General features: G+C 59.6%; 13 protein-coding genes. 11 read left to right on the top strand and 2 right to left on the bottom strand.

Going from position 1 to position 13736, the window contains the following annotated elements:
* Positions 1-172: 172 nt before the first annotated feature.
* The 6 genes from DSHI_RS02375 to DSHI_RS02400 all read left to right on the top strand — a co-directional run bounded on the left by DSHI_RS02375 (position 173) and on the right by DSHI_RS02400 (position 6535).
* Positions 173-1284 (top strand): IS3-like element ISDsh2 family transposase gene (locus DSHI_RS02375; protein WP_076611556.1). Its coding sequence is split into 2 segments (ribosomal slippage): positions 173-428 and positions 428-1284, totalling 1113 coding nucleotides; the frame shifts between segments, so codons are not numbered across the junction.
* Positions 1285-1329: 45 nt separating this feature from the next.
* Positions 1330-2049, top strand: a complete 720-nt coding sequence (locus DSHI_RS02380) for a response regulator (protein ID WP_012177143.1) — start codon at positions 1330-1332, stop codon at positions 2047-2049.
* 12 nt (positions 2050-2061) lie between these two features.
* A complete protein-coding gene (locus tag DSHI_RS02385) occupies positions 2062-3219 on the top strand; it encodes an FIST N-terminal domain-containing protein (RefSeq protein WP_012177144.1) in 1158 nt (385 codons plus the stop codon).
* On the top strand, positions 3216-5492 hold the full coding sequence (locus DSHI_RS02390) for a hybrid sensor histidine kinase/response regulator (protein WP_012177145.1): 2277 nt from the start codon (positions 3216-3218) through the stop codon (positions 5490-5492). The genes DSHI_RS02385 and DSHI_RS02390 overlap by 4 nt, the downstream gene beginning before the upstream one ends.
* Positions 5493-5525: 33 nt before the next feature.
* Positions 5526-6188, top strand: a complete 663-nt coding sequence (locus DSHI_RS02395; protein WP_012177146.1) for a hypothetical protein — start codon at positions 5526-5528, stop codon at positions 6186-6188.
* Positions 6185-6535, top strand: a complete 351-nt coding sequence (locus tag DSHI_RS02400) for a hypothetical protein (RefSeq protein WP_012177147.1) — start codon at positions 6185-6187, stop codon at positions 6533-6535. Before DSHI_RS02395 ends, DSHI_RS02400 begins: the two co-directional genes overlap by 4 nt.
* 63 nt (positions 6536-6598) lie before the next feature.
* Here the strand turns inward: DSHI_RS02400 and DSHI_RS02405 are convergent, their stop codons facing one another.
* Positions 6599-7411, bottom strand: a complete 813-nt coding sequence (locus DSHI_RS02405) for a quinoprotein dehydrogenase-associated SoxYZ-like carrier (protein ID WP_044027600.1) — start codon at positions 7409-7411, stop codon at positions 6599-6601.
* A gap of 122 nt (positions 7412-7533) precedes the next feature.
* Here DSHI_RS02405 and DSHI_RS02410 point away from each other — a divergent pair, with 122 nt between their 5' ends.
* Entirely contained in the window at positions 7534-8574 is a 1041-nt protein-coding gene (locus DSHI_RS02410) for a quinoprotein relay system zinc metallohydrolase 2 (protein WP_012177149.1), read from the top strand.
* Positions 8575-8599: 25 nt separating this feature from the next.
* Here the strand turns inward: DSHI_RS02410 and DSHI_RS02415 are convergent, their stop codons facing one another.
* Positions 8600-9214 (bottom strand): hypothetical protein, encoded by a 615-nt coding sequence (locus tag DSHI_RS02415; RefSeq protein ID WP_012177150.1) that lies wholly within the window; start codon positions 9212-9214, stop codon positions 8600-8602.
* Between the two features lie 167 nt (positions 9215-9381).
* On the opposite strand from DSHI_RS02415, the gene DSHI_RS02420 reads away from it, so the two are divergent.
* The 4 genes from DSHI_RS02420 to DSHI_RS02435 all read left to right on the top strand — a co-directional run bounded on the left by DSHI_RS02420 (position 9382) and on the right by DSHI_RS02435 (position 13676).
* Positions 9382-10494: an S-(hydroxymethyl)glutathione dehydrogenase/class III alcohol dehydrogenase gene (locus tag DSHI_RS02420; protein ID WP_012177151.1), complete on the top strand. Its 1113-nt coding sequence runs from the start codon at positions 9382-9384 to the stop codon at positions 10492-10494.
* Between the two features lie 3 nt (positions 10495-10497).
* The gene (fghA, locus tag DSHI_RS02425) at positions 10498-11325 is read left to right on the top strand and encodes an S-formylglutathione hydrolase (RefSeq protein WP_012177152.1); all 828 of its coding nucleotides are present in this window, start codon (positions 10498-10500) and stop codon (positions 11323-11325) included.
* A gap of 19 nt (positions 11326-11344) precedes the next feature.
* A complete protein-coding gene (locus tag DSHI_RS02430) occupies positions 11345-11746 on the top strand; it encodes a c-type cytochrome (RefSeq protein ID WP_012177153.1) in 402 nt (133 codons plus the stop codon).
* Positions 11747-11873: 127 nt separating this feature from the next.
* A complete protein-coding gene (locus DSHI_RS02435) occupies positions 11874-13676 on the top strand; it encodes a methanol/ethanol family PQQ-dependent dehydrogenase (RefSeq protein ID WP_012177154.1) in 1803 nt (600 codons plus the stop codon).
* Positions 13677-13736: the final 60 nt, after the last annotated feature.

Consider the following 13736-nt stretch of genomic DNA (forward strand, 5'->3'; position numbering starts at 1 on the left):
TATGGTTCTAAGAGTAATCCTGCCCCTCCGGGTCCGGCGGTGCCCGGTACGGGGCGTAGAATGCGCGCAGCGGTTGAAACAAAGAGTTCTCTAGGTAGGGTTGAGGCTGACCTGCTCCCCTGAAATGTCCTCAAATTTTGGTTAGCCTGTTCTCTAAGTGAGGAGACAGACGATGAAGAGAAGCCGTTTCAGTGAAGAACAGATCATTGGCATTCTTAAGGAGCACCAGGCTGGGTTGGGCGCGAAGGAGTTGTGTCGCAAGTACGGGATCAGTGACGCGACCTTCTACAAGTGGCGATCCAAGTATGGTGGCATGGAAGTGTCAGATGCGCGACGTTTGAAGACGCTGGAATCTGAGAACGCCAAACTGAAGAAGATGCTGGCTGAGCAGATGATGGATGTTGCGACGCTTAAGGAAATGCTTGGAAAAAACTTCTGAGGCCCGGTTCAAGGAGGAATGCCGTGGACTGGGCCATGAAGACAAAAGGCTACAATCAGCGCCGGGCGTGCGCGCTGGCGGGGATCGATCCGCGTGTGTATCGGCGTCGGTCGAAGCGCCTTGCCGACACGGAACTGCGGGTGAGGATGAAAGAACTGGCGTCCGAGCGGCGTCGGTTCGGTTATCGCCGCCTGCACATGCTGCTGAAGCGTGAGGGCTGGGAGGTAAACTGGAAGAAACTGTACCGGCTCTACCGCGACGAAGGGTTAACCGTTCGTAAACGGGGCGGACGCAAGCGCGCAGTGGGCACCAGGACGCCCATGGCGATCCCGCAGGGGCCAAACCAGAGGTGGTCCCTCGACTTCATGTCGGATGCGCTGGAAGACGGGCGTCGGTTCAGGGTGCTAAACGTGATTGATGACTTTAGCCGGGAATGTCTGGCCGCTGTGGTCGATACATCCATCAGCGGCGCACGTGTCGCCCGCGAGTTGGATCGGATCGCCGAGCTGCGTGGGTACCCCTGCCTTGTGGTCAGCGACAATGGAACCGAACTGACAAGCAACGCGATGCTGAAATGGCAGGAAGACCGTAAAGTCGACTGGCACTACATCGCGCCCGGAAAGCCCATGCAGAATGGCCTCGTCGAAAGCTTCAACGGGAGGATGCGAGAGGAATGCCTGAACGAACACCTGTTCCCGTCACTGCGCCATGCCTGCCGCATGATTGCGGCATGGCGCGACGACTACAACCACCACCGCCCGCACTCGAGTCTCGACGGGCTCACCCCGCGGGAGTATCACCAACGGTCAAGAGAGGACCAAACCCTGAACAGAGCTAACCTATAAACGCGGACTCAAAGGGGAGCAGGTCAAGGCCCGTAGGAGGAAAGCATGCAAACTTCACATCCGGCGATCGAAGCGCGACCTGTCTCGTCGATCCTCATAGTGGATGATCATCCACTTTACAGTGATGCGCTGGAATCCGCCCTCGAGATGATGTTCACAGGGTGCGACATCCGCAAGGCACAAACGCTCAATGCAGCTTTGGAAACTGCCCAGGACGGTTTTGACCCGGATCTCGTGATGTTCGATCTCAAGCTGCCGGACGTGACGGGAGTCTCGGGCTTCAAGACCCTGCGTAACCGCCTGCCAGACGCCCGGTTCCTTGTGATATCTTCACTGGCTTCTGTCGAGTTGGTGCAATCGCTGCTCAACGAAGGCGCGGCCGGGTTTCTGCCAAAAGATACGTCCACGGCGCGTTTGCGCGACGCACTGGCGAAGATCGCAGCGGGAGGTACGTTCGTACCGAAGGATTTCCGCAAGGCCGAGACCGAAGGTGTCGAAGGGCCAGCCGCTGAGTTCGATCACCCGAAGCTGGCCGAGTTGACCCCACAGCAGCAACGCATCATGCGCCTCATCTGCAAAGGCAAACCGAACAAGGAGATTGCCTATGAGCTGTCGTTGGCTGAAGCGACGGTAAAGGCACATATAACCGCTCTGTTGCGGCGATTGGGGGCACGTAACCGGACCGAAGCGGTGGTTGTCGTGGAAGAAGCCATGGCCGCGCAACGTGGCGACGAACCCGAAGCCCGCGCTTTCCTAAGGCGCTAGGAGCGGAGTGCAATGCGCGATCACCTCTCCGACCCTTCGATCATTCAAGTTGCCGTCTCTCGTGCGACGGCTCCCCAGGCCGCAGCCGATGATGCGGCCTCCAAGATCAATTTGCCGGAGACACGCTTTGTGCTTGCTTTCGTACCTGGCGAAATGCCGGGCGACGAAGTGGCAGCTGCGCTCGACACTGCCTTGGACGGGGTGCCTGTCTTTGGCTGCTCGACCGCAGGGCAGATCACGGACAAGGGCTACGAAACTGAAGCGCTGCTGCTATTGGCCTTTCCCAAGAAGCACTTTCGGTGTTCATCCTTGATGCTCGCGCCGCTCGATCCAATTTCACCCACGGCGCTGGCCACGACTGCGCAACGTCACGAAAACGAGTTTCAGCACACAGCGGGTTGGAACCGGTTGGGACTGATCTTCTCAGACGGGGTGTCACAGCAAGAAGATGTGCTTGTGTCCACCCTTGAGGCCGTATTGAGCGATTTACCCATCTTTGGCGGTTCGGCCGGGGACTCCCTACGCTTCGAAAAGACGTTCGTCTTGCACAAGGGAGCGTCGCACAGCAACTCGGCAGTTCTCTTGATCCTGGAAACAGATCTCGAGTTTCAGGGATTAGGGTTTGACCATTTCCTGCCTTCCGGCGCGCCCTTGGTGATCACCGGCGCGGACCCGGAGGCCCGAAAGGTCTATGAGATCAATGGCGCGCCGGCAGCAGAGGAATATGCACGACTGGTCGGCTGCAAGCTTGGAGATCTATCGCCGAAGGTCTTTGCGGAGAACCCAATGCTTGTGCAGTATCGCGACCGTCATTACGTCCGCGCGATTTCTGACGCGGATGATGCGGGGGCGTTGTCTTTCATGGCAGCGATCGACGATGGCCTGATCATGACCCTGGGCAAAGGCCAAGAAATCCTGCAGACCCTTGAAACCGGGCTGCGCCGCCGGGACAGGCGTGGCGAGAGGCCCGATTTCATCCTCGGATTTGACTGTGTGCTGCGCAAGCTTGAGATCGAGCAAAAGCAACTGGCACGGGCGGTATCGAACATCCTGTGCTCGTCGCGGGTGTTCGGATACAATACATACGGCGAACAATACTGCGGCGTCCATATGAACCAGACCTTCGTGGGCGTCGCCTTCTTCAAGTCGGATCAGGGCTATATCATATGAGCATGGTCGATCCGTCAGATCCGCCGCTGGTGCAAATCGAAAAGCAGGCACGTATCATCGATGCCCTTGTCCGCCGCGCCAATCGGCAGAGCGACATCAGCCCATCGGCTTACCGATCCTTCCAGTCGGCTATCGACTTGCAACGCCAGGTTGCTGCTCAGAGCTTGGAACTGGAGACTGTGAGGACCGAGCGCGAGCGGACGCGAAAAACCCTGGTCGAAGCGCTGTCCTCGATGGGGGAGGGAGTGGCGCTTTTCTCTGACGACCGCCTGAACATCTGCAACGACCTCTTCCGTGGATTGCTCCCGGATATTTCGCACAAGTTCGTACCGGGTCTTTCGCTTTCCCGGTACCTGGAACTCGTGGAGGTCAGCGAACGCGTTGTCTCGACGGATCGCAAACTCTCGGTACTTCGCCAAACCCTGAAGGTGCGCCAGTCCGCCGGCGCGACCACGGCACTGATGGTCGAGTTGTCCGACGATCGCTGGTACCAACTCAGTATTCAACAGACCTCGGTGGAAAATACCGTTGTGTTGATGACAGAGATCACTGCGCTGGTGCGGCGCAATCGGCGGGAGAAGGAGCATCTGATTGACCGTCAGGCCGATTACCTTGCCGCGGTGTTTCAGAACATGGGGTCAGGCGTCTGTTCGTTTTCGGCAGAGGGCGAGGTGATGATGCAGAATGCCCGGTTCCGCGAGATTTTGGGCGTGCCGCTTACGCTGCTGCAAGCAGGTACGCCACTGAGCACGCTGCTGGATTTTCTCCGCACTCGAGCGCTGATTTCGGAAGATGCTTGGCTTCATGTTGATGCCTGGCGCGACGAGTTGCGGCGCAAAGGGGCACTGGTGCGCCGAGTGAGCCACGGCTCGAACCGGGTGCTTGATGTCCATGCCAATGTTCTGCCCGATGGCGGATTTCTGGTCGAACTCAAAGACGTGACATTGGAAACTCAGACCACGGAACTGCTGGAGAACCGCGTGGCGGCCCGCACCGCAGAGCTGACGCGGGCCAATGCACGTCTGACCGCGGAATACGAGCAGAAAGCACGGGTCGAGGAAGAGCTTCGCCTGTCAAAGGAGCGAGCCGAGGCTGCGGTGTCGTCGAAGACCCGCTTTCTTGCTGCGGCCAGTCACGATCTCCTGCAACCGATCAACGCTGCCAAGCTCTTGATCTCAACTCTACAGGAAGCCACCCGAGAGACCAGTTTTCAGCCCATGGTCAAACGGCTGAAAGGTGCGTTCTCTTCGGCGGAGAACCTGTTGCATTCATTGCTTGATATTTCACGGCTGGAAAGCGCCGATCCGGAAGCGGTCTCGCTTATGGCGGTCGATCTAGGCGCGCTGATGGAAAGCGTACGGGATGACCAGTCCCCTCTGGCCGCGCGCAAGGGAGTGAGGTTGACGGTGGTACCGTGCTCACTCTTTGTGCGTTCTGATCCGGTTTACCTGATGCGGTCGATCCAGAACCTGGTTGTGAATGCGGTGCAGTATACCGAGCCGGGCGGGCGTGTTCTTGTTGGTGGGCGTCGCAAGGGCGGTCATGTGGTGTTGGAGGTCTGGGATACCGGCGTGGGCATCGCCAAGAAGGATCAAGCCCGGATATTCGAAGAGTTCACGCGCGGCGACGACGTGCAACTGGGCTCGGGCGTCGGGCTGGGCCTTTCGATCGTGGACAGAGCCTGTCGCCTGCTCGGACACGAGCTCTCGGTCCGCTCCAAGCCCGGGTGTGGGTCGGTCTTTCGAATGAAAATTGCATTGGTCGATGGCGTCCCGATCCGGCGCAAGACCCAGAGCGCCGCTGCCGATGATGGGGGGCAACCGATCGACCACATCGTCATGGTGATCGAGAATGACGAGGACGTGCTCTATGGTACGACCCAGTGGCTGGAACAATGGGGGGCCAGTGTCCTCGCTGCCCGCTCGACTGAAGAAGCTCTCGCCCATGTGAATGACATGGGCATCCCGCCGGATATTATTCTTGCGGACTACCAACTCGACGGGCCGGATACTGGGATCTCCGCCATTTCCGCCATCCGTTCGCTCACTGGCAGCGATGTGCCGGCAATCATGATAACCGCGGATCGCAGTGATCTGGTCCGGCGTCTCGGGATCGAAAATGACCTGACGGTAATGACGAAACCCGCCGCGCTCAGCCGGTTGCGTCCGCTCATTGACTGGACGATCCAGCGACACGCTGCAAGCGTCGAGCACGGGCGGTCACACCTGCGAACCCAATTACAGACAAAGGTCGGCGGTGACAGCGGGTTGTGAGGCCCGCAAAGTGGCGGCAAGGGGAGGAAGAAGATGAGAACTATCCTGATGAGCCTGACGATCGGCGCGTGGCTCTGCGCCGCACCTGCGCTGGCTGCGCCGCTGGAAGGGGAGAAGACCTATGACTTGCTGTTCCGGCAAGGGACCCTCGACACAATTTCCCGGAGTTCGGAGTTGGTCTATCGCCGAACGGTCAAGAACAGCCTGAAACCCGAAGCGGCAGAGCGCGATACCGGAGATATTGCACTGAGCTTCCGCCAGGGCGAGGCCGTGATGGCCCTGCTGGAGTTCCGGCAGGGTGGCAAGTACCGTACCCTCGGAACCTTTCCGGCCAGCGTGGGCAACCCAATGATCATGTATTTTTATGAAACCGTGGTACGTGACATGGCAGAGACGGCTGGGGGAAGCCCGTTCTACATACGAAACCGGGTCAAGGAGGCGCTGGTCGAACCCTCGGAGATCATAGCCGGAGAGGCGATCATTGACGGCAAGACCGTCGAGACCAGCACCATCCGGATGCTGCCTTTCGAAGGTGATCCCAATGTGGACCGGATGCGCGGTTTCGGCGATCTGGAATTGCAGGTCACCATGTCGGAGGCGGTGCCGGGCTGGTACATGAGCATGGAGGCCAAGGCCTCCAACGGCGAGGTTTACAGCAACACCCTCGACTTTGAACGGCTCGACGTGGCGCGATGAAACAACTTGCCCTTCTTGCCGCCTTGATGGCGATACCTGCCGTCGCGCACGCGGACACGGTCGCCGAGCGTCTGAACGATTTCCCCACTGCGGCTAGGGCGGATTACGTCTTTGCCTGCATGGTCGCCAACGGTCAGACGCGCGAGATGCTGGATCGCTGTTCCTGCTCGATCGACGAGATCGCTGCGATCCTGTCCTACGAAGACTATCTTGCGGCGGAGACGGTTCTGTCGATGCGCCGGGTTGGTGGAGAGCGGATGTCGTTTTTTCAGAGCGCGGCCATGGCCGAGAACATCGTTGCCGAACTGCGCAGAGCCCAGGCTGAAGCCGAGGTGATCTGCTTCTGACAGATGGAAAGCCGCCGCTACCCTGGCGGAGCGGCGGCTTTTGCGTCCCGGAAATGGTCGATCTTAGCTGGTGACTTTTTTGGGCAACCGCGCTTCGAAACTGTTGCCATCGGTGTCTGTGGCCTTGACCGTCAAATCCTCGGCCCCGTTGTCGTCATAGCCGAAGCGGAAGACCGGGTTCTCGGAAATCGAGATACCCCCTTCCATCGAGAAGAGCATCTCGTCGCCCTGCCACACTTCGAGATGATCGATGAAATGGGCGGGAATGAAGAGCTGTGTGATCTGATCGCGCTGCAGTCCCGAATAGTTCGGGTGGCGGATCATGATCTGGGCCTCGCGCCGCGGCATCGACATCTGCACGTCGCTGTCGAAGGACTTCAGTTTCATCTGTCCCATGTTTGCCAGCGCGGCGGCCGCGTCCTTGGTTGCTGGTGCCGAGCATCCCCCGGAGGCCTTCACGTAGCGGCCCGTCATGTGGAACCCGTCCGCAGTTTCCGCAATCACACGCACGTTGGAGTATTGATCGACACGAACCCGCAGCTCGAAATCCAGCGTGCCCATGCCCTCGCCGAAGGTGAATAGGCCGGCAACCGGGGCGGGATTTTCATCCACAACCACAGTCGCGGCGTGGATTCGGGTCGAAGGGTCGGTCTGCTTGAGCTGGATCGGCACGGTGGCCGCGTCATGGGCGCGGTAGGGCGCATCCATCGACAGAAGCCCGTCCGCCGACATCAGGGCGACATCGCCCAATACATCTTCGCGCAGATCTTCCCAAGTGGCACTTGCTGTCAGTGGATTCTGAACTGTTTCGCCGGCCCAGGCCCACCCCGCGGTCAAAGTCGCCACAGCGACGGCGCAAACAAGCTTCTGGGCCATGATCTCTTCCTCCCGGGTCCAAGCTTGACATACATGCCATAAAAACATGCAAAATGACATACGATCCCCGCGCGCGACGGCTGTCACAATCCCGTGTTACAGTGCTGCAGGAGGAAGACCCGGTGTTCGAAGCGATCGTTACCCTTTGTCTTTCCCTTGAGTCAGGCCCTTGTCGCGACCATCTTCTGCCCGGTTTCGAGGCAGCAAGTGCCTCCGCGTGCGTTGCGCGGTTGGGGCAATCCCCGCCCAACCTGCACATTGCAGGACTGGTCGCCAAAGGCGCGCCGCAGTGTGCCCCGACGGGGACTACATTTGAGATGGCCGAGGTGGCAGAGGGTGTTTTCGTCCATCGTGGCGCTGTTGCAGAACCTGACATGAACAACCGGGGCAATGTGTCGAACTTGGGCTTCGTGGTCGGAGAGCGCAGCGTCGCCGTGATTGACAGCGGCACAGCGCGCTGGATGGGCGAGGCGACCTGGCGCGCGATCAGGGCAGTGACCGACAAGCCGGTCAGTCATGTCATCCTGACCCATATGCATCCCGACCATGTCTTCGGGGCATCGGTCCTCGTCGAAGGGGGGGCGCTGGCAGTGGGGCACCGGGATCTGCCCCGGGCACTGATCGACCGGCAGGTCAACTATCTCGCAAGCCTTGCGCGGTTGATTGGGGCCGAGACGATGCTGGGTACCGAAGTGACCTTGCTGGACGATTTTGTCGAGACAACCGCAGAGATTGACCTGGGTGGGCGCGTCCTGGAGTTGGAGACCTGGCCCACGTCCCATACGGGCACCGATTTGACAGTGCTGGATCGAGAGAGCGGCATTCTGTTTGCCGGGGACCTGGTCTTTGATCGGCATACACCCGCCTTGGACGGAAGTCTGCTGGGATGGCGCGCAGTCATCGCCGAACTGGCGCAGCGCGAGATTACCGGAGTGGTGCCGGGCCATGGCGGCCCCCTGTTGGAGTGGCCGGTAGGAGCGGCCGACATGGCGCGGTATCTCGGTGTTCTAGAACGCGATACGCGGCGGGCGCTGGATGCGGGGGAGCGACTGGGCGAAGCGGTCGCACGGATCGCAGCTGAAGAACAAGAGTACTGGGAGCTTTTCGAGGCCTACAACCCGCGCAACGCAACCGTGGCGTTCACTGAGCTTGAATGGGAGTGAGCGCAACCCTGCAGCGCGAGAAACCCTAGTCGACGACCGCGACTCGCTGCAACATCTGGGCGATCCCAAAGAGCCGCCGCTCAAGCAAGGTGGGCGTTTCACAAAGGTAGGTGATGTTGCGCTGGCGGTCCGTGTAGATGATCTGGTCCCAGTCGATCGTTTCTTCGAGGGCGTCGATCACATCGAAGTTCGGTGCGTCTTTCGCCATCTCGGCATCCATCGCGAGCCGATTGCCATCGATCTTCTCTGCTAGCGCGATCTGGCTCAATGAGAAGTCCTCGATCCCCGAGATGATACGGCTGCGCCGCTTTGAAAGGTTGTCGAACACGTCATGGAACACAAGGCCAAGGGTTTCGGTATCCCCGTTATAGGCCTGGGCGAACGCCGCCACACGAGGTTCCAGTTCCTCCAGCGTCACGCTTCGCAGACCGAGGTATCCGGCCAGTTCCGCGACATCCGCGTCCCGCGCCTTGTCCGGGGTAACCGTCTTTGGGTCAAGGGGGAACGCCCACATCAGACCGGGTGACAGGTTCTCGACCTTTCGTTGAACGCACGGCCATGTCGGATCGGAGTAATCCGCCGCCAGCGCCGGAAGAGACGGGAGCAGAATCGCAAGTGCAACGGCCAGAGGTCTAAGCATGTGACATCCTTGTTCAGGTGTTGGTGCAGTATGACTAACCGGGTTTCACCTGTCCAATCATCCGAATACCCACCATTGTCTTAATTGATGCAACGAACCTCGCGCGCCCATAGTCGGGGTACGATCATAGTGGCTTCGCACCATCATGGTCAGTGGGAGGAAATTGAATGCGAACGCGCGCAGCTGTGGCAGTTGCTGCTGGTCAGCCACTGGAAGTGATGGAAGTAAACCTGGACGGTCCCAAGGCCGGTGAGGTTCTGGTCGAAGTCAAGGCGACCGGCTTGTGCCATACCGACGAGTTCACCCGGTCCGGCGACGATCCCGAGGGCATCTTTCCGGCCATTCTCGGCCACGAGGGCGCGGGTATCGTCATCGAGGTCGGCGAGGGTGTCACCAGTCTAGAGGTCGGCGACCACGTGATCCCGCTCTACACCCCGGAATGCCGGGAGTGCGAGTACTGCCTGAACCCCAAGACCAACCTCTGCCAGAAGGTTCGGGCGACGCAGGGACAGGGCTTGTTGCCTGATGCTACCACCCGGTTTTCTATGCTCGATGGCACTCCAATTTACCACTACATGGGCTGCTCGACCTTCTCGAACCATACGGTGGTGCCTGAAATTGCACTGGCCAAGGTCCGCAAGGACGCGCCCTTCGACAAGATCTGCTATATCGGCTGCGGCGTGACCACCGGCATCGGGGCAGTGATCAACACCGCCAAGGTCGAGATCGGCTCACGCGGGATCGTGTTCGGCCTCGGTGGTATTGGCCTCAACGTGATCCAGGGCCTTCGTCTTGCCGGTGCGGATCAGATCGTCGGTGTGGACCTGAACGATGGCAAGATCGAGATGGCCCGCCATTTCGGGATGACCGATTTCGTGAATCCCTCCAAGGTCGAGGGCGACCTGGTGGCGCATCTGGTCGATCTGACCGGCGGTGGGGCTGACTATACCTTCGACGCCACGGGCAACGTACAGGTGATGCGCGCGGCCCTCGAATCCGCGCATAAGGGCTGGGGCGAGAGCATCATCATCGGCGTGGCCCCGGCTGGTGCCGAGATCGCGACGCGGCCCTTCCAGCTGGTCACGGGCCGGGTCTGGCGCGGCACCGCTTTTGGCGGCGCGCGGGGTCGGACGGATGTGCCGAAGATCGTGGACTGGTACATGGACGGCAAGATCGAGATTGACCCGATGATCACGCACAAGCTGACCCTGGACGAGATCAATCACGGCTTCGACCTGATGCACAAAGGCGAATCCATCCGCGCAGTCGTGGAGTTCTGAGGGGTGGTCGACCTGGTGGCAGAAAACCGGAGCTTTGGCGGAACGCAGAAGGTGTTTTCGCATCGGTCCAGCACGTGCAACTGCGATATGACATTTGCCGCCTACTTGCCGCCGCAGATTTCGGAAGGTCCGGTGCCGGTTCTCTGGTACCTATCGGGACTCACGTGCACCCATGAAAACGCCATGGTCAAAGGTGGGTTTCAGGAGCACGCGGCCAAGAACGGTATCGCCGTGGTGTTTCCCGACACATCGCCGCGGGGCGATGGGGTAGCCGATGACGACGCCTATGATCTGGGGCAGGGGGCGGGGTTTTACGTGAATGCCACTCGCGATCCGTGGAAGCCCCATTTCCAGATGTATGACTATGTCCTGCAGGAATTACGTGGTATTGTCTTGGAAACCCTGCCGGTGCAGGACCGCCACGGAATTACCGGGCATTCGATGGGGGGGCATGGAGCGATTACCATGGCCCTGCGTAACCCTGACATGTTCACGTCGCTGTCCGCCTTCGCACCGATTTCGCACCCGACTCAGTCCGATTGGGGACGAAAGCAGCTTAGCGCTTATCTGGGTGATGACGAGGCGGCTTGGTCGGCGCACGATTCGACGATCCTGCTCAAGGAACATGGATGGAAGGGCGATTTGCTGGTGGATCAGGGGGCGTCGGATCAGTTTCTGGACCTCTTGAAGCCAGAGGCTCTGGCAGAGGCCATGATTGCCCGCCGCCAACCCGGTCAGGTTCGTATGCAGGCGGGTTATGACCACAGTTATTTCTTTGTGAGTACCTTCGCGCAGGACCACGTCGAGTGGCATGCCGCACGTCTGAACTGAGGAAACCGGAAGGGAGACCATGAACCGCATCCTCGCCGCAGCGACTTGTCTCGTGACACTGCCTGTCTTGGCTATGGCGGCTGGCGATATCACCGTAGACGCTGCCGCCGGCGAGAAGGTTTTCCGTACCGGCAAGGCGTATCACCAAGTAAGCGTCGATGCCGAAAGCAGAGCCAGTCCCCGGCTCAACGGTGCGGTCGACCGCGCAGTCGGTTCGATCGAGGGGTTCTCGTATTCCGACGCGTTTGTGGTTCTGAATGCCGAAGGCACAATCAGGAGCACAGAAAAATTTGCGGCGTTTCTTGCCAAACCCAAGAACTTCGAAAAAGGCACAATGATAGCCTTTGCGGGTCTTCGGAAGAAAGAGGACCGCAAGAACATGATTGCCTATCTCGCCACCTGCTGGGTGGAAGGGATGTAAGGCCGAAACCTTCTGTAGGGCCGAGGAGGAACATCGTCCCCGCAGAAAACGCCAAGATGGTCGGCCCAGGGACGGGGCGAGCATCGCTTTCGCGGCGAGACCGCCGCTTCTTTTGGGAGGAATATTGATGAGAAGGTTTTCGCTTCTGACATCAGGAATTGCCCTTTGTGCCGCCACTGTTGCGTATGCAAATGACGACTTGATCACTCAAATGGACGACTCGAAACAATGGGCGATCCAGACTGGCGACTATAAGAACCACCGTTACTCCGAACTGGATGAAATCAACGCCGAGAACGTGGGGGATCTGCAGGTTGCCTGGACATTCTCGACCGGCGTTCTTCGCGGTCATGAAGGCTCGCCTCTGGTGATTGGCGATACGATGTACGTGCACACGCCGTTCCCGAATATCGTCTATGCCCTCGATCTGTCCAATGAAGGCAAGATCATCTGGAAGTACGAGCCCAAGCAGGACCCGGATGTGATTCCGGTGATGTGCTGCGACACGGTGAACCGTGGTGTGGCCTATGCGGATGGCAAGATCTTCCTGCACCAGGCCGACACCAAGGTCGTCGCACTCGATGCCAACACGGGCGATGTGCTGTGGGAAGTCCAGAATGGCGACCCGTCAATCGGCGAGACAAACACCGCGACGGTTCTGCCGGTCAAGGACAAGGTCATCGTCGGCATCTCCGGCGGTGAGTTCGGTGTCCGCGGTCATGTCACGGCCTATGACATCAACAGCGGCGAACTGGTATGGCGGGCCTATTCGCTGGGTCCAGATGACGACATGCTTGTCGATCCGGAAAACACCACCCACTTGGGCAAGCCGATCGGCGAGAATTCGAGCCTGAATTCCTGGGAGGGCGATCAGTGGATGATCGGCGGCGGCACCACTTGGGGATGGTACGCAGCGGACATGGAAGAGAATCTGTTCTACTACGGTACCGGCAACCCCTCGACCTGGAACCCGGCCCAGCGGCCCGGCGACAATCGTTGGACGATGACGGTCATGGCGCGCGATATCGATACCGGTATGGCGAAATGGTTCTACCAGATGACCCCGCATGACGAGTGGGATTATGACGGTGTGAACGAGAACATCCTGACCGAACAGGAATTCGACGGCGAGATGCGCAAGCTGCTCACCCGCTTCGATCGTAACGGCCTGGCGTACACCATGGACCGTGTGACCGGCGAATTGCTGGTGGCCGAGAAGTTCGACCCGGTCGTGAACTGGACTACCGGTGTCGATATGGACCCGAACAGCGAAACCTACGGTCGTCCGCAGGTGGTGGCACAGTATTCCACCGCGCAGAACGGTGAAGACGTCAACACCACCGGCATCTGCCCAGCTGCCCTGGGCACCAAGGACCAGCAGCCGGCGGCCTATTCGCCCAAGACCCAGGTGTTCTACGTGCCGACCAACCACGTCTGCATGGACTACGAACCCTTCCGGGTGAGCTATACCGCAGGCCAGCCCTATGTCGGGGCGACCCTGTCGATGTACCCGGCGCCGGACAGCCATGGCGGCATGGGCAACTTCATCGCCTGGGACAATATCAACGGCGAGATCTTGTGGTCCATTCCCGAGAAGTTCTCTGTCTGGTCCGGTGCGCTGGCAACGGCTGGCGACGTCGTGTTCTACGGTACGCTCGAAGGTCACCTGAAGGCGGTGCACGCGGACACGGGCGAGGAGCTCTATCGCTTCAAGACTCCGTCCGGGATCATCGGTAACGTGATGACCTACGAGCATGACGGCAGACAGTATGTCGGCGTCTTGTCGGGTGTCGGCGGTTGGGCCGGGATCGGCCTCGCAGCGGGCCTGACAAACCCCAATGACGGTCTGGGCGCCGTGGGCGGCTATGCTGCCCTGAGTGACTACACCGCCCTGGGCGGTCAGTTGACCGTGTTCGCCCTGCCGAACTGAGACCTGGAATGGTTTTCCTAGTGTGTTGGCGCATTGAGAGATGCGCCAACACGTCGCTTC

This window comes from Dinoroseobacter shibae DFL 12 = DSM 16493 (assembly GCF_000018145.1).
GTDB lineage: Bacteria > Pseudomonadota > Alphaproteobacteria > Rhodobacterales > Rhodobacteraceae > Dinoroseobacter > Dinoroseobacter shibae.